General features: G+C 57.7%; 15 protein-coding genes. 3 read left to right on the forward strand and 12 right to left on the reverse strand.

All coding sequences use genetic code 11. The features are described 5' to 3' along the window. Window positions 1–124: 124 nt before the first annotated feature. The gene (locus ACR0MS_RS17660) at window positions 125–1,051 is read left to right on the forward strand and encodes an adenylate/guanylate cyclase domain-containing protein (RefSeq protein ID WP_480579003.1); all 927 of its coding nucleotides are present in this window, start codon (window positions 125–127) and stop codon (window positions 1,049–1,051) included. Between the two features lie 100 nt (window positions 1,052–1,151). On the opposite strand, the gene ACR0MS_RS17665 is transcribed toward ACR0MS_RS17660, so the two are convergent. After that, window positions 1,152–2,108, reverse strand: coding sequence for a LysR family transcriptional regulator (locus ACR0MS_RS17665; protein WP_480576771.1), 957 nt, complete (start codon window positions 2,106–2,108; stop codon window positions 1,152–1,154). A gap of 102 nt (window positions 2,109–2,210) precedes the next feature. Between ACR0MS_RS17665 and ACR0MS_RS17670 the strand changes: the two genes are divergently transcribed. Beyond that, window positions 2,211–3,734: a sulfatase family protein gene (locus tag ACR0MS_RS17670; RefSeq protein WP_480576767.1), complete on the forward strand. Its 1,524-nt coding sequence runs from the start codon at window positions 2,211–2,213 to the stop codon at window positions 3,732–3,734. A gap of 24 nt (window positions 3,735–3,758) precedes the next feature. After that, window positions 3,759–4,967, forward strand: a complete 1,209-nt coding sequence (locus ACR0MS_RS17675; protein ID WP_480576764.1) for an ABC transporter substrate-binding protein — start codon at window positions 3,759–3,761, stop codon at window positions 4,965–4,967. A 207-nt stretch (window positions 4,968–5,174) separates the two neighbouring features. Here the strand turns inward: ACR0MS_RS17675 and ACR0MS_RS17680 are convergent, their stop codons facing one another. The 11 genes from ACR0MS_RS17680 to ACR0MS_RS17730 form a co-directional block, all read right to left on the reverse strand. Further along, complete coding sequence (locus ACR0MS_RS17680) at window positions 5,175–5,870, reverse strand: RraA family protein (protein WP_480576761.1); 696 nt, start codon at window positions 5,868–5,870, stop codon at window positions 5,175–5,177. Further along, entirely contained in the window at window positions 5,867–6,562 is a 696-nt protein-coding gene (locus ACR0MS_RS17685; RefSeq protein ID WP_480576758.1) for an alpha/beta fold hydrolase, read from the reverse strand. Before ACR0MS_RS17685 ends, ACR0MS_RS17680 begins: the two co-directional genes overlap by 4 nt. Next, window positions 6,559–7,686, reverse strand: a complete 1,128-nt coding sequence (locus tag ACR0MS_RS17690; RefSeq protein ID WP_480576756.1) for a cobalamin-independent methionine synthase II family protein — start codon at window positions 7,684–7,686, stop codon at window positions 6,559–6,561. Before ACR0MS_RS17690 ends, ACR0MS_RS17685 begins: the two co-directional genes overlap by 4 nt. A gap of 17 nt (window positions 7,687–7,703) precedes the next feature. Next, entirely contained in the window at window positions 7,704–8,666 is a 963-nt protein-coding gene (locus ACR0MS_RS17695) for a cupin domain-containing protein (protein ID WP_480576753.1), read from the reverse strand. Between the two features lie 154 nt (window positions 8,667–8,820). Beyond that, complete coding sequence (locus tag ACR0MS_RS17700) at window positions 8,821–9,810, reverse strand: nuclear transport factor 2 family protein (RefSeq protein WP_480576750.1); 990 nt, start codon at window positions 9,808–9,810, stop codon at window positions 8,821–8,823. Further along, a complete protein-coding gene (locus tag ACR0MS_RS17705) occupies window positions 9,807–10,850 on the reverse strand; it encodes a LacI family DNA-binding transcriptional regulator (protein WP_480576747.1) in 1,044 nt (347 codons plus the stop codon). Before ACR0MS_RS17705 ends, ACR0MS_RS17700 begins: the two co-directional genes overlap by 4 nt. Beyond that, on the reverse strand, window positions 10,850–11,614 hold the full coding sequence (locus ACR0MS_RS17710) for an SDR family NAD(P)-dependent oxidoreductase (protein WP_480576744.1): 765 nt from the start codon (window positions 11,612–11,614) through the stop codon (window positions 10,850–10,852). The genes ACR0MS_RS17705 and ACR0MS_RS17710 overlap by 1 nt, the downstream gene beginning before the upstream one ends. Further along, entirely contained in the window at window positions 11,611–12,666 is a 1,056-nt protein-coding gene (locus tag ACR0MS_RS17715; protein WP_480576741.1) for an ester cyclase, read from the reverse strand. The genes ACR0MS_RS17710 and ACR0MS_RS17715 overlap by 4 nt, the downstream gene beginning before the upstream one ends. Beyond that, on the reverse strand, window positions 12,663–13,994 hold the full coding sequence (gene hisD, locus ACR0MS_RS17720) for a histidinol dehydrogenase (RefSeq protein WP_480576736.1): 1,332 nt from the start codon (window positions 13,992–13,994) through the stop codon (window positions 12,663–12,665). Before hisD ends, ACR0MS_RS17715 begins: the two co-directional genes overlap by 4 nt. 10 nt (window positions 13,995–14,004) lie before the next feature. Further along, a complete protein-coding gene (locus ACR0MS_RS17725; RefSeq protein ID WP_480576733.1) occupies window positions 14,005–14,535 on the reverse strand; it encodes an ester cyclase in 531 nt (176 codons plus the stop codon). Between the two features lie 127 nt (window positions 14,536–14,662). After that, window positions 14,663–15,817 carry a carbohydrate ABC transporter permease gene (locus ACR0MS_RS17730; protein ID WP_480576730.1) on the reverse strand — a complete coding sequence of 385 codons (1,155 nt, stop codon included), beginning with the start codon at window positions 15,815–15,817 and terminating at the stop codon, window positions 14,663–14,665. Between the last annotated feature and the right edge of the window lies 1 nt (window position 15,818).

Raw genomic sequence — 15,818 nt, forward strand, 5'->3', positions numbered from 1 at the left:
CGACCGAGGGCTCCAACAAGACCTGAACCGAACATAGTTTCCACTAGGCGCAGATAACGTGGCCCATATTTTTACGAATCGCCAAAAATGATAGGATGCCGGATATCTTTCGACAGGATTGATGATGAGAAACGCCCGACTCATCGAAGCAGGTGTTTTAACCTTTCAGATCGCGTTTCTGGCCGCGGCGATCTACGTGGGGCTCAAGTTTTCGATCCTCGCAGGCGCCCTTTTATTTCTGTGTCTCGTTATTGGTTTTACAGTTTTGATTTACAATCACGACGCTTGGTTGATCAAAAAGTTAACGTCGGACAATCAGCCACTCGCCTTCAGTCTTTGCCAGAGCGGTTTCGTGGGGCGTGTTCGGATGTTCACTCGGTTGCTTCCTGCATCGCCCAGGTGCCGTCTATGCCTGGTTCCCTTTCGCGGTTTTGGCAGGGTTTTGGGCATTAAACCCTCCTCGGAAAACCCGAACTTTTGTAGAAGCTGTTTTGAAGGCTTGCCGACGAAAACACTTGATGCCGAGGTAGGGTTGCTGTTCGCCGACCTGAGAGGCTTTACGCCTTGGTCCGAACAGCATTCACCCGCCGAAGCCGCCGACATGCTGACTCGGTTCTATGGTATCGCCGAAAAAGAAATTGCCCGTGACGATGCTTTGATCGAGTTTATCGGAGATCAGGTCATGGCGATTTATCCAGTTCAGATGGCGTCGCTCAGGGACCAAACGGCCGACGTAATGCTTCGGGCAGCTCAACGTCTGTTGGACAGAATACGATCTGAACCCAGTATGCTGGGCGTTGGGATCGGAATAAATCTGGGCGTCGCGCAGGTAGGAGAGATGGCCACTGGCTCATCCAGAAGTTTTACGGCCGTCGGTGACGTTGTTAACACCGCTGCCCGTCTCCAAAGCCAAGCGTTGGAAAATGAAATCCTTCTGTCAGAAGCTGTATACAACAAACTGAGCTCTCGAAGGCTCGACTTCGAAACAAGTGAACTCTTTCTGAAGGGCAAGTCCGAAGCGATGCGGACCTATCTTCTGAAAGTGGTTTGACGGTTCTGTCGCAAACTTTGCCCTGTCGCCCTTAGGCAATGGTGGCAGCGCGCCAGACATTCTTGACGTCCATATAGTTGTCGAGGCCTTCCGTAACCCGTTAGCGGCCATAGCCACTGGAATTGACCCCGCCAAACGGGGTTTCAGGCATCGACGCTTCAAGCGTGTGAAGCTGCAACAAGTTTTCAATTTCTGCCGCAATTGAATCGAGTGTTTGTTGCCCGGTGACAGACTGTGGGACGGTTGTGGTTTGGATCAGCGAAATCGGGTAGGTTACCTCCTCGTCAAATTCCTTAACCAGAAGCCCCATTTGTGATGCGAGACTGGCAGTGAAGGGATCAATCACCGCCGCGCCTTTGTTGTCGCGGATACGCCAGACTGCGGGTAAGGACAGGTTCACCACCTGTGTCGCCGTATTCAAACGCTCTGCGACATTCGGGTCAGCCGCATAGGTGCTGTTGAAGAATTCGCCCAATGACACAAAGTTTGCGTCTTCGAGATCGCTCAACGTCACGACCGTTTTCTCTGCAAGCGGGTTGTCGGGGTGTATTGCGACCACGCATTTGGGAGACCAGGCATGCACCTGCTTGGCACCTTCCGGCAGCTTGATCTTGTTGCATACGCCAATATCGGCATGTCCTGCGGCGACCATGTCCACGACGCGACTATGCGATCTGACATTGCAGATCGTCTTCAGGCGTGGGTGTTGTTCCTGAGTGGCGCAGAGCGCCTTTGGGACAACCTCGATCGAGGCGGCCAGGATCGACGCCACGCGCAACTCGCTTTTGGCGAGCGTTCTGATTTCGGCGACACGACCCTGCAAGTGGTCCAAGCCATCGTAGAACCGAACCACCTCTTCATAAAACAATTGGCCTTCCTGCGTGATGCGCAACCGTTGCGAAGACTTTTCAAACAGGGTGATCCCCGTCTCGGCAGAGAGAGCGGCCAGCATCCGGCTGATACTGGGTTGCGAGGTATTCAACGCGTCCGCAGCGGCAATCGTCGACCCCGTGCGTACCACCGCGGCGAAAGCATCAAGATGTCTTGGGTTCAGCATGGCGCAGATCATATCATTTTCGAATGATGTGCAACAATACAATATTATTCGAGCATGAAAAGTCGCTGTATTGTCGGTGCACATCAAACGGGGACTCCTCTTATGCCACGCATTTTATTCATTACGGTTGATGAGCAACGCTTTGACGCTTTGGGCTGTATGGGCGGCAAGGTGGCGCGGACACCGAACCTGGATCGCCTGGCCGAAGAGGGCATCCTGTATGAGCGCGCCTATGTGAATAACGTCACCTGCATGCCCTCTCGGGCGACGATGGTGACTGGGCAATACCCCGCGACGCACGGCGTATACGTGAATGGTGTGCCACTGCCCGAGGACGCGCCTTCATTCGCAGAGCATCTGGCCGCAAAAGGATTTAGAACCGCCCTGATCGGTAAAAGCCACCTGCAACCCGTGCTGGGTGAACCCGACAAGTATTGGGAGGTTGGTTCGGCGGGGCGGGATGACACCGGACCCTATAGGGGTTTCGAACATGTGCTGATTTCGTCCCATGGCAAAGGGGTGGCACGGAACCATTATCAGGTCTGGATGGAGCGCAACTGCCCCGGTCAGTTCGAGCATTATCTCAGCCAGCAAGGTGATGACGGAAAGCTGAATACCAAGGGTGGCGGAGATACAGGTGCCATCCAGGTCCATGACAACCAGATCGCAAAAGAGTTCTATCACTCCTATTGGCTGGCGGATCGGTCAAACGAATGGCTGGACGGGCGGCAAGATGACGAGGATTGGTTCCTCTGGCTCAGTTTCGGCGATCCACACCACCCATTCCAGCCACCCAGTTCAGAAAAAGCGCGGGTGAAATGGGACGGCCTTGATCTGCCGGAGGCGCATCCCGGAACACCTGAGGCTATTCGCAAGCTGCTGGCCACCAAACCCGAACATTGGTCGGAATATTACGAAGGCACGCGCTATCCCAACAGCGAGATGCCGAACACGTTCGTGCCGAAGGACATGACAAACGATCAGGTGCGCGAGATCAACGCGATGGTCCATATCATGAATGAAATTGTGGATGAATCCATCGGCAATGTGTTGCAAAAACTGGCCGAGCGGGGGTGGTTGGAAGATACCCATATCATCTTTACCAGCGATCACGGATCGCTTCAGGGGGATTATGGCCTTTTGTTCAAGGGACCGTTCCACGTAGATGCCCTGATGCGCGTGCCTCTGATCTGGCGGCCATCGAAAGACTTTGACTACGAGGCCCACACCTATGGGCAACCCGTCAGCCTTGTGGATCTGGCCCCAACCTTCTGTCGTGCGGCAGGGGCCGAACCTGCCTCATGGATGCAAGGTCATGTCCTGCCGACCCATGTGGATGAAGAGCGCGACTTCATCATCTGCGAATGGGAACAGGAACACAGCGGCCAGACCATCGCTATGTCATCCATCGTGACCCGCGACTTCATTTGTACGCGGTATGACCGGACCGACAAATACCCGAATGGCGCGGGTGAACTTTATGCTTACGAAAATGATCCCCATCAGATGAACAACATTTGGGATGACGCCGCGCATCTCATGGTGCGCGAGCGGTTGTTGAAAACACTGGACGAAAACATGCCGCCACGACGTCAGGACAGGCTGACCCGTGCCTTCGGAGCATGAGAAACAATCAGGGAGGAAAAAGTGATGCGAACGCTTGGAACGATTACGGCACTATTGTTAACCGCAAGTGCTGCTTGGGCAGATTGCGCGTTTGAGAACACGATCCCGATTTCATTTCTGGGGAATTCCTTCCCTGCGGTGAAAGCGGAAACTGAGGCTATGGCCGAATGCGGGAACTTCACCGCTGAATTGGATGCCGACTTCCAGAAGAAAATCAACGAGGCGCTGAAAGTAAACCCGGCGCTGTACCAGATTGTTATGGTCACAAATGGCGGTATCGTATCGTTGTTGAACGACGGCACGATACGCCCGTTGAATGATCTGGTCGAAAAACATGGTGCGTCACTGGGAGAAAACCAGTTCATCACCTATGACGGTCAAATCATGGCGATTGCGACGCGGGTGAACAATCAGCATATGATGTACCGCAAGGACATCTTCGCCGACCTCGGCCTTGAGGCCCCCGAAACCTATGACGATGTACTGGCCGCTGCCGAAGCGATCAAGGCAGCAGGTGTCGTGGATTATCCGCTTGGCGGAACCTACAAATCCGGTTGGAATGTGGCCGAGGAATTCGTGAATATGTATCTGGGCTACAAGGGTGAATTCCTTGACAGCGCCAACATGCCCACCATCAACAACGCCAACGGCGTTGCCGCGCTGGAAACCATGAAGAAACTGACCGCCTATATGGATCCCGAATACTCGGTGTCGGACTCTACCTATGTGCAACAGCAGTTTCAGCAAGGAAAGATCGCCATGGCCAACCTCTGGGCCACGCGCGCGGCAGCCATGGACGACGAAGCGGAAAGCCAGGTGGTGGGCCTTGTGACCATGTCCATAGCGCCAGTGCCGGTTGAAGGTGGCCGCCCGGCCTCGTCGAACTGGTGGGGTGGCTGGGCCATCTCAAAGAACATCAGTGACGAAGCCGCCGAAGCCGCCTTTAAGATCGCGATGGAAGGCACCGATACCGAGGCTGTGAAAGCCAACAACGACCTCGCGGTTTGGTTGGTCGACGGGTATGAACCTGGACCGGAAGCGCAAGGCGTGGTCGATACCATGCAGGGCGGGGCTGTTTTCTATCCGTCCAGCCAAGCGATGGCGATCATGCACACCGCGCTTGGAAACGGCATTCCTGCCTTCCTGAACGGTGAGAAATCCGCCAGCGAAGCCTTGGCTGACATCGAAGCGGACTATCTGATTTCGGCAAGAGAGTCAGGATTGGTGAACTGACGCCGACCGCTATTCCAAATTTGCAAACTTGTCTTGCGCACCGCACCCGAGCCAATTTCTGGCCTCGGGTGCTATGGGTAAGGGCGTGTAAGTCTGACCGTTTGCCGAGGCACTCCGAAATCAAGAAATACCAGCAGACCCTTCGGCATCCTTCATGCAAACATCACCTCTGACGCAGAATTCGCACTTGGCCTGTGACGTTGCCATTCAAACCCTGGCTTTTTCAAAGGCGGCCCAGGCGGTTTCGAAGGCTTCGAAATCAAACTCCGGACGACGAGCTGCGTCCAAGATGATGCGTTCTGTTGACAACAGTTTTTGTATGGCCGCTTCCAATTGATCGACGACATCCTCGGGCACGACCAACGCACCATGACGGTCGGCATGGACTAACTCGCCCGGATGAACTGTCAGGCCAAATACTGACACCGGGGTATCAATCTCGCGGATGTGGACGAAACCGTGGCTTGGACCGATGGAACCGGCAACAACGGGGAACCCTTGGGGTAGGTCCCTGAGATCACGCATGACACCGTTGGTTACGACTCCGGCTAGTCCGAACCCCTTGTGAACGGTGGTGTTGATTTCGCCCCAATAGGCACCGATGCAATCGGGATAATCCAGATCTTCGATCACCGAGACACCGGGGCAGGGGGCTTCGGCCATGTATTTGTAATAGGCCATGCGGCGGGTCTTGATGACCTCGGGCGGTTCGGTGGGCGGATGAACCGCCGCGATTTTGGCCGTGCGCGCATAGCCGACGACCGCGGGTTCATTGGGCGCAGAACACTGCATGGTACCGCGGGTGAATTTGTCGAACCCACGTTTGCCTTGCGCCACTTCGATGGCGTTGCAGACGGTGGGTGTATCGAACTTGCGGAGCAATTCCAAAAGTGAGGGTGTCATGTGTCCTCCAACCAGCGGGTCAAGGCCGCCGTCGTTTCGTCAGGTTTTTCCAAGGTGGGCAGATGTCCGGCACCGTCGATGACCTTGAGCGTACTGTCAGGCAGCAGATCGTGCATCAACTGGTGCCGCTCGGCCGGGCACAAGCCATCTTCCCGGCCACACAGAACCAGCGCCGGCCCGGAATAGGCGGACAGGGTTGCGCGTTGATCGGGGCGGTCCATCAGGGCCTGGGATTGGCGCAGAAACACGTCCGCGCCCAGATCCGTTGCCATGGCCATGCACAAGTCCAGAACGGCCCCCTGATGCGGGCCGTCCGCCAGATAGTTCGGCTTCATCTCGTCGCGCATCACGTGCCACAACCGGCCTTCCTGAACGGCGGCCATCTGCGGTTTGCGCCGGATCTTGACCTCGGTGTTTTCCGCCAAAGGGTTGGTGTCGAGCAGGGCCAACCCTGCAACGCGTTCAGGGGCCTGTCGCACCACTTCCATTGCCACAATACCGCCCATGGACAGCCCCGCCAGTGCAAACACCTCAGGGGTGTGGCGCAGGATCTCACCTGCCAGGTCCTGCACATTGTCGTGCCGGGTCAACGGGCATGTCATCACGGGCAACCGGCCCGATAAAGCCTCGATCTGAGGGCCAAAAAGTCGGGCATCGCACATCATGCCCGGCAGCAAGACCAACGGTATCATGCCGAGGCCAGCTTTGCGCCTTCGGACAGGGCTTGAAGCTTGGCGTAGGCAATTTGCGGGTCCACGGCGCCAAAACCCGCGAATGTTCCAAAGCCGCAATCGCTGCCGGCTATGACCCGATCCGCGCCGACAATGTCGGTGAAGCGCCTGATCCTTTGGGCGACCAGCTCGGGGTGCTCGACAAAATTGGTGGTTGTATCGACCACTCCGGGGACAAGGACCTTGTCATCGGGGATTTCAGCCTTGCGATCACGGAACACGGTCCATTCATGCGCGTGGCGTGGGTTGGAAGTTTCGAACAGCACACAGCGCGATTTGGTGGCCATCAGGGTGCTGAACACCTTGTCCATCGCGATGTCGCAACAATGTGGCCCCTCGTAGTTACCCCAGCAGATATGCACCCGAACGCGGTCTTGCGGGACATTCTGAAGCGCGTGGTTCAAAGCTTCGACATGCATGTTTGCGATCTGAACAAAGGCCTCGTCGGTCAGGTCCGTGAACAACATATGGCGCGACAGGGCCAGATCGGGACAATCGAGTTGCAGGTCCAGACCCGCCGCCACAATCGTCTCGTATTCTTCTTTCATCGCATCGGCCAAGGCCGAAAGATAGGCTTCACGCGTGGGATAGAAATCGTTCTGCAGAAACAGCGAAATCACACCCGGAGATGCGGCGTTCATGAAGCCGCGATCAACCTCATGACGTTTCATCGCCGCCTTCAGGTTCGCAATGTCCTTTTCAAGCTCGCTTTGCCCTTTTGAGCGGACCTCGCCCGTGCACATCGGCCGCGCATATTGGGGTGTGCCGCCGTCATCCGCCAGCCGTTGCAGAAAGCCGGGAAACATCTTCAGGTCGGCTGGCGCGTTGCGCGGGCTGTCGCCGGAAAAACCGGTGTAGCGGTCTTTGACATAAGTTGCGTAGGAAATCTTTGAGGTTTCCCCATCGCTTACATGGTCGATCCCAGCCGCGACCTGCTTGCGCACTGTTTCTGCAACTGCATCGGTCATGCAGGCATCGAAAGCACCCTGATCGAAGGTATTTCCGTTTTCACGGGCAAAGATAAAGTCCACGACGTCCTGAGTTCGGGGCAGAGACCCCACATGTGTGGTCTGGATTTTGGTCATGCGGAGCCTCCGATTTGCTATTGCCCGGTCCAGGTTGCGCCTGCCGGATCGTCGGTTGCGGTGATGCGATACAAGCCTGCCTGCCCGGTCATCGACGGTGAAACACTATAGGCCTCACCGGGAAGAACCAAAGCGGTGTCACCAGCGGACAAAGTGGTCTCATATCCATCGACCGCAATACGCCAGTGGCCGCTTGCGGGCATAAGAACCACCGGCTTTTCGGCCTTCACCGGGTCGGTCACAGAGGAGCCGCGCCCAAGGAAATCAACCTCGAACCCGGGCTTGTCTTTGATCATCCCGTACTCGCCGATCACCTGCGCGGGTTTGTTGGCCGACAACGCCATAAGGTCCCAATACCGCGCGACATATTGACCGACGACATCCTCGACAGGAACCTCGGGATACTCTTTCAGTTGTTCTTCGGTCAGCAAGGGCATTGGGCGCACGTTGTGGGGCAAGTCCTGCCCCTTTTTGGAGTCATAAAGAACCCCGTTATCGCCCAGCATCAACCCATGCGCCTGCGCGTCCTCGATCACCTGCGGGGCCCACGTCACCCCACCGCCTGCATCATCCCCGCCAAGGATCGACATGATCATGCCGTAGTCCTGACCGACATTTTCAAAGCCTCGAAAGATGCCTGTGGGAATGTTGAAGATATCACCCTCTTCAGCGATGAATTCACCCGCCGTCCCATAACGACCCCAGAAAAAGCGCCAACGGCCCTTGGCAACAAAGAACACCTCGGCCGTGGTATGGCTATGCAGCGAGTTGCGGCACTTTGGCGGCTGCCCCGCCGCGCCAATGTTGAATCCGATCTTGTCGGTGATGTGGACGTGCTGATCAGGCGACTCGGACACCCCGCCACCAATGATCGTGAAGTTTTCCTTTTGGTCCGAACCCGGCGTGTGGGCGTCGATAAAGGCGGTTTTGCAGGGCCGGAGTTCGCCATAGCGAACGATGCGGTGTTGGATTGTGCTCATGATAGTCTCCGAAACGAATAATGGTGCGACAGGTCGATCAAACCCATCACACCCGGAGGACGATTGTTCAGCCGCCTTGCCCGCAAAGACGCCCGGTGACAATGCAGTCGCCGGGTTCCTTCACTGGTGTCGAGCAAGGCAAGGCTATACGGCATTACACGTCCCCGGTGGCCAGCAGCACCTGTTTCCAAACAGCGGTTTCATCGAACAGGGTCCACTCGCGGCGAACCCTGATGTCGCCGCCAGTCAACTCTCCCCACTCGACATGGCTGATGCCCAAAACATAAAGTTCGGCCCCTGTGGGCGCACCAAATGTGCCCCAACCGTCATGGGTTCCGTGCAGGCTCCAACGCAGGGCAGAACGCGGCGGCATGTTGGGATCGTCGCGCCCGATCTGGTGATGGATGGTGAAGGTGGCGTTGGGCATCGCGGCACGCAAGGACATCCAGAACCGGTCGACCGGATCCCAACCGTGCCCCGTGACACCACCCGGATATTCCGATTGCACGGCCCGGTCATAGTCACGCTCGACCGCGCCCATATCCGCGTTCATCATACGGGTCAGCAGATCGGCATGGCGCTGGCCCCACGGGTTGTCGTTTCCGTTTCCCTTATAGGGACCTTCGATATCGTTGGACGGAGTCAGGGGCCGGACGCAGTTTTCAGGGCCACCTTCGCGGGCGATCAGATCTGCGGCATAGTCTTTGGGCTCCCAACCCAACTGACGGACGATCGCCCCCTGATCCCGGATCAGCCATTCATCATCAATCTTGTTATCCTTGGCATGGCAATCCGCGAGGATCCGGTATTGCAGCTTGGTTCCCTTGGGCTTGCCATAGACACCTTCGCTTAGATGTGTGGCCGTAGACAGAATGCGATGAGAGCTGAGCATGCCTTGTTCCGGTGTACCGGACCAGATCACGTCCTCACCCAGAAGCTGACGATCGGGGAACTCTGCCAAGGTCGCCATGGTCGCGCCGATCACATTCTGGTTCCCCAGAACAACGGAACCGGGTGACCGGACCACGATGTCCTCACCGTAATAGTCGTGCAAGGTCGCGATGCCGCGATCTTCCCAGATTTCCTTGGTGATACCGATGATATAGTCCGGGAAATCCCGGAATTTCGGATCAAAGCCCTTCATGTTTCTGTCCTTTGTGGAGTCCAACCCCGCGGCAGCCGCGCCGAGGTTCGCACGACCAGCGGGCCGTCAATCGCGACCTTGCGTGGCTCAGCTGCATCGGGATTTTGAATGTGATCCAGCAGGGCCGCGACGGTTTCAGCGACCATAAGATTGGCCCGCTGTCGGATCGTTGTCAGGTTATAGGCTGGCCATCCTGCCGGAGGAACATCGTCATATCCGACGACCGAAACATCTTCGGGGATGCGCAACCCCAGTTCAAACCGGATCACGTCCATTACGGCCAATGCCATGTGGTCATTGGCCACAAATACCGCGTCAGGGCGTTTGCCGGGGTCCACATCAAACATCTGACGCGCAGCAGCTTGGGCGTTTTCGGTGTGAAACATCCCGTCCTGCATGGCAAATACGGATCGGCCCACTTCGGACAGTTGCGCCCGAAAACCCGCCTCGCGGTCTCGCTGGGTCGAGGCCCCTTGCCACCCCGAGATATAGCCAATCCGCTCGTGCCCGCCCGCCAACAGGAATTCGGCAACCTTGCGTCCGCCTGCGTAGTTGTCCGATGTGACGGTGGTGATCCCTTCGATATCCTGACTGCGGTTGAACAGGACAACCGGGACACCTGCCTGTTGGCACCGCATCGCGATATCCGAAGACATCGGGACCGAGGCCAAAACGACGCCGTCGACCTGATAATCCAGAATCTCCTCCATCACGTCGTCAATATTGCCCGCCGACCGAGAGGCCATGAATATCAGAACGTGATAGCCATGCTCCTGCAAACCGTTCGACAGTTTTTCCAACGCTTCGGGATAAAAGTAGTTGTCCAGATAACCGACCACCAAGCCGATAATGCGGCTTTTGCCAGAGACCATGGCGCGGGCCAGCACGTTTGGGCGATACCCTAGTTCCTCGGCGGCCTTGCGCACTTTTTCCTGGGTCTTCTTGCTGACGGATGCGCCGGGCGTGAAAACGCGGCTGACGGCGGATTGGCTGACGCCTGCGCGCTCTGCGACCTGAAGGGATGTGACTTTCTCAGCCATCAGTCAGCCGTCCACCCGCCGTCGATCAACATGGAGGTTCCGGTCACAAGCGCCGAGGCGTCCGACGCCAAGTAGCGCACGGCACCCATGACGTCCTCGACCTCGCCCACGCGGTCCAGCTTGATCTTGTCCATGATCCATGCGGCCCGTTCGGGATTGTCGAATGTCGATTGCGTCAGTGGCGTGCGGATGAAGGTCGGACACACGGTGTTGATCCGTACGCCCTGTTTGCCCCATTCGATGGCCATAGACTTAACCATGCCCTCCAGCCCGTGCTTGGTCGCGCAATAGACCGCCCGGTCAATCCCGCCGACATGACCCATCTGGCTTGAGATATGGATGATCGAGCCGCGCTTGCCCGCGTCGATCAAAGCCTTGCCTGCATAAGCCGACAGGAAATACGCGGACCTGAGGTTCAGATTTGTGACCGCGTCGAAATCCTCGGGCGTTGTCTCGGTTGCAGGGCTGTGCCGTGCCAATCCCGCGGAATTGACGACCACGTCAAACACACGGGATGCAAACAGGGCCTTCAACGCATCCAGATCCGTTTGATCAAGCGCCAAAGCTTCTGCGGACCAGCCGTTCGATTGCAACGCGGCCACCGTGCCCTGTAACCGATCAGCCCCGCGCGCCGCACACACCACATGAGCCCCGGCCTCGGCCAGAGCAACGGCACATCCCTGCCCAATGCCCGAGGAAGCTCCGGTCACCAGGGCGGTTTTGCCGGTTAGGGAAAAAGAGGGCGTGCGGGGCAGGTCTGTCATTGGCTCATTCCGTCAGGTATTTCGATACGGCCCAGATTACGGGCCTTATTGAATTCCCGCAGACGGGCAAAGACGTCAACGCCAAGCTGACGGTATGCATCCAGAAGATCGACCAGCACCCAGTTTTCTCGAATTTTGCCGTCTTCGAGACGCCAGAAATCGAGGCTGCGCATGGTGATCTTCTTGCCCGACGGCGCAATACCCATCCAGCCGTCATGGGTCACGGTCTGGATCATGTTGGGCCAACCAGTGACGGCCGCGTATTCCCCATCTCCGAAGAAGTGATAGGTGATGTCATCCACATACTGCCCGCGATCGGGCATGCCGTTCAGGAATGGAATCTGATGCCAGTTGCGGAACCCGGAAATACCCCGTCCGGTGCCGATCCCCGACGGGCCGTACCAGTTCATGCGGGGATGCCAGAACCGCTCCATCTCCATCACGTCCGGGCCGCCCTCTGATGGGTGTTTCTTGAGGTATTCCAGCATGTCGATGATGTGCTGACAGGTTTCCTTGCCCTTGGCCGCATCGTAGGGGCCGGGCACAAACCCATCCTGGGTCGCAGGGCCGGGCACGTGCCATTCGCGGCCAAGGCTGGGGGCCATGGGCCACGCATTTGCCTGCATCATCACTTCGGGGATGTCCCAAAGCGCCTGCATCTCGACCACTTTGCCATCCTCGAACCGGTAGAATTCGTGGAACCGCATCGTGACCTGATGACCTGTGGGCGGGATGTCCAGCCATGGTCCGGTGAAGGTGCCGGTGTAATACCCGCCGCACCCAACCCAATCGGTGCCAAACTCATCCGGGCCGGCCATGACGATATAGTCGCGCCGCTCCAGATCGGGCCAGGCCGTCAGCAAGCCCTTGTAGACGCGGTCGTAGTAGGTATCGCTGCCGGTCGTGTCGCCGAACGGATGACATAGGCGAAACAAGGCATCAAGTTCACAAAGATCAGCCAGAGAGCGACGCACCCCAGCTTCGGAAAAGTCGTACATCGCCGCCCTCAGCGGGGCGATCAGGTCTTTGTGCAGACTGTGCCGATCACTCATTCCGCCGCATCCCTATACGGCGCGGCCTTACCGTAAGGCACGTTGATACCCCCGTACCGGCGGACGCGCACATTGCATTGTTCCGCGTGCCCCACAAACCCTTCAAGCATGCACAGGCGCGAGCCATATTCACCGATCAGTGTTGCGGCCTCGTCGGTCAGGACCTTCTGGTAGGAATGCGTCTTCAGGTATTTGCCGACCCAAAGACCGCCCGTGTAGCGCCCTGCTTTCTTCGTGGGCAAGGTGTGGTTTGTCCCGATCACCTTGTCCCCATTCGACACATTGGTGCGGGGCCCAAGGAACAGCGCCCCATAGCAGGTCATGTTCTCAAGGAACCAGTCGTCACGATCCGTCATCACCTGCACGTGTTCCGAGGCAATGTCGTCCGCCACTTTCAGCATCTCGTCATAGGTGTCGCAAACGATGACCTCGCCATATTCCGCCCACGACACTTTGGCGGTGTCCGCCGTCGGCAGAATGTCCAGCAGCCTGTCAACTTCGGCCAAAGTATCCTCGGCCAGTTTGCGCGAGTTGGTCAGAAGCACACAGGGGCTGTTATATCCATGTTCGGCCTGACCCAGCAGATCGGTCGCGCACAGTTCCGCATCGGCGGCAGTTTCATCTGCAATCACCATCGTTTCCGTCGGGCCTGCGAACAGGTCGATACCGACACGGCCAAACAACTGGCGCTTGGCTTCAGCGACGAAGGCGTTTCCGGGGCCGACCAGCATATGAACGGGGTCGATTGTCTGAGTGCCAAGCGCCATTGCGCCAATAGCCTGAATGCCGCCCATGACATAAATCTCATGCGCGCCGCCCAGATGCATGGCCGCGATGACCGCCGGGTTTGGCTTGCCCTGAAACGGAGGTGTACAGGCGATGATGCGTGGAACACCCGCAACGGACGCCGTGGCCACCGACATATGCGCGCTGGCCACCATCGGGAACTTACCGCCGGGGACATAACAGCCAACGGACTGCACGGGGATATTCTTGTGGCCCAGTATAACGCCCGGCAGAGTTTCGACCTCGATATCCAGCATCGAATCCCGTTGCGCCTGCGCAAAGTTGCGCACCTGCTCTTGCGCGAATTTGATGTCCGCCAGCTCACGCACGGTTAGCTGGCTGATCAGGTCTTCGATCTGGTCCTGCGACAGCCGGAACGAGGCCGGTGAATAATTGTCGAACTTCTCGCTCAGCTCGCGCACGGCGTCGTCACCACGGGTTTCGATGTCCTTCAGCGTCGCTTCGACAACGGCGCGGGTTTTGGCGTCATCTTCGGCCCGGTCAGCGTCGGACTTGCCGCGTTTGAGATACTCGATTGCCATTTTTCATTCCTCAGTTTTCGGGCCGAGGCGGACGTTTTTCCCCCCGGTCAAATGCTTCCCAGCCCTGGCCGTTGAACAGGTCAACGCCCAGTTGGGCTGCGACATGGGCAAAATCCACGTTCACCCAGTTGTCGACGATCTTGCCGTCGACGACTTTCCAGAAATCCATGTACCGGATCTCGACCCGCTTTCCTGTCGGGGCGATACCCAGAAATTCACCCGAATGGGTTGCTTCCTGACGGCCGAAGGCGGCGGCCCATTCCCCCATGTAAAGGCGGGCCTCATCAATGCAGACCTTGTCGGAAAACGCCGCCTGAAACGGGCGCTGCCAGTTGTTCTGGAATTCCTCCAGACCCGTCTTCGTGCCGCAGCCCTGATTGCCCAGCCAGCGAAAGCCCTGCGCGAAGAACTCGCCAATGTCGTCAATGCGATGGTCATTCAGACCGTCCACCATGGTTTCGATAACCCGGCGCGTGTCGTCAGTTTTGCTCAGGTCAGTGTCACGGGTCAAAACCGCTTGTTCGGGGCGCGAACCTTTCATTTCCATATCCTTTCAGGTTGCCAGAGGGTGGTGTAGGGGGCGTGACCCCCGACACTCAGAAAATCTCTGGGCATCCTGTTCAGCGCCGGGTGGCGCGACATGGCGTTATGTCGGGCGTGGTTGCTCATCAGCCTTTTACCGCCCCGGCTGTCAGACCGCTGACGATCTGGCGCTGGAAAATCAGGACAAGGAAGATCAGCGGCGCGGTGATCGACACGGCGGCGGCCACGGCGACGACCTGATCGGTGGTCGTGGTCTCGCGGTTGAACATGCCGACGATGGCGGGAACCATGGTCTGGTTCTGCGCATCCAGCAGCAGCGCGGTGACGAGAAAATCGTTATAAGCCAGAAGGAAACTGAACAGTCCGGTAGTGATAACCCCCGGCCACATGACCGGCATGATCACACGGCGGAACGCCTGAAAATGGCTGCACCCATCGACGCGGGCGGCCTCGTCCAGTTCCGCAGGAATGTTCTGGAAGAAGGACCGCAGCATCCAGATGGTAAAGGGTTGGTTGATCGCAACCAGCACCGCGATGACCGCGAAAGGCTTGCCATAAAGGGTCGGTGCATTATCGCCCAGAATGGGGCTGAGCCATTCGGCCGAATTGATGAAAACCGGCAGGTAGCCTGCAACCAGAACCGAATGCGGCAGCGCGCGGAACACCAACGCCACGATCAGGATCCAGAACGCCAGCGTCGACCCAGACCGCGCCAGACCGTACCCGGCCAGCGTTCCGACGGTCAGGGACACGGTGACCACCCCGGTCGTGACGATCAGCGAGTTCTTGAAGTTGTTCGAGAACCCCCGGTCAATCCAGACCGTTTTGTAATGTTCGGTGGTCAGGCCCAGCACGTCCCGCCCCAAAGGACCGAATACCGGATTCAGCACATTCAGAATGGCGGGAAGTACGACAAAGAACACCAACAGGAAACCGACCAGCAGGGCCAGCACACCGATCAGCCACCCGAACCACTCCTGCCCGGGCTTGGCGTAGGATTTGATCATCGACGGCAGCCTTTTGGTTGCCAGAGTGATCGTTCCCCAGATCACCGCGATACCGAAGACGATGTCCAGCAGGGACAAGCCCTTTCCGACGCCCAGGGTCGCGGGTCCAAAGATCACGTTCAGCGCGTTGCTGTCGAAGGCGTCGACGGGTGACTTGAAGCTCATCACCACGATCCAGAAGATCGGGAAGGCTGCAATCAGGCACCAGAGCGCCAGAAAGATGTTCGAGGTCAACCGCAGGCTGAAAGGCTGGCGAAGCGCGCGCGAGGACATA

Source organism: Ruegeria sp. CJ2 (genome assembly GCF_056536745.1).

Excerpts from the sequence above, each read along its gene's own strand:
- ACR0MS_RS17660 (WP_480579003.1), top strand. The coding sequence starts at position 125 with ATGAGAAACGCCCGACTCATCGAAGCAGGTGTTTTAACCTTTCAGATC.
- ACR0MS_RS17665 (WP_480576771.1), bottom strand. The coding sequence starts at position 2,108 with ATGCTGAACCCAAGACATCTTGATGCTTTCGCCGCGGTGGTACGCACG.
- ACR0MS_RS17670 (WP_480576767.1), top strand. The coding sequence starts at position 2,211 with ATGCCACGCATTTTATTCATTACGGTTGATGAGCAACGCTTTGACGCT.
- ACR0MS_RS17675 (WP_480576764.1), top strand. The coding sequence starts at position 3,759 with ATGCGAACGCTTGGAACGATTACGGCACTATTGTTAACCGCAAGTGCT.
- ACR0MS_RS17680 (WP_480576761.1), bottom strand. The coding sequence starts at position 5,870 with ATGACACCCTCACTTTTGGAATTGCTCCGCAAGTTCGATACACCCACC.
- ACR0MS_RS17685 (WP_480576758.1), bottom strand. The coding sequence starts at position 6,562 with ATGATACCGTTGGTCTTGCTGCCGGGCATGATGTGCGATGCCCGACTT.
- ACR0MS_RS17690 (WP_480576756.1), bottom strand. The coding sequence starts at position 7,686 with ATGACCAAAATCCAGACCACACATGTGGGGTCTCTGCCCCGAACTCAG.
- ACR0MS_RS17695 (WP_480576753.1), bottom strand. The coding sequence starts at position 8,666 with ATGAGCACAATCCAACACCGCATCGTTCGCTATGGCGAACTCCGGCCC.
- ACR0MS_RS17700 (WP_480576750.1), bottom strand. The coding sequence starts at position 9,810 with ATGAAGGGCTTTGATCCGAAATTCCGGGATTTCCCGGACTATATCATC.
- ACR0MS_RS17705 (WP_480576747.1), bottom strand. The coding sequence starts at position 10,850 with ATGGCTGAGAAAGTCACATCCCTTCAGGTCGCAGAGCGCGCAGGCGTC.
- ACR0MS_RS17710 (WP_480576744.1), bottom strand. The coding sequence starts at position 11,614 with ATGACAGACCTGCCCCGCACGCCCTCTTTTTCCCTAACCGGCAAAACC.
- ACR0MS_RS17715 (WP_480576741.1), bottom strand. The coding sequence starts at position 12,666 with ATGAGTGATCGGCACAGTCTGCACAAAGACCTGATCGCCCCGCTGAGG.
- hisD (WP_480576736.1), bottom strand. The coding sequence starts at position 13,994 with ATGGCAATCGAGTATCTCAAACGCGGCAAGTCCGACGCTGACCGGGCC.
- ACR0MS_RS17725 (WP_480576733.1), bottom strand. The coding sequence starts at position 14,535 with ATGAAAGGTTCGCGCCCCGAACAAGCGGTTTTGACCCGTGACACTGAC.
- ACR0MS_RS17730 (WP_480576730.1), bottom strand. The coding sequence starts at position 15,817 with ATGTCCTCGCGCGCGCTTCGCCAGCCTTTCAGCCTGCGGTTGACCTCG.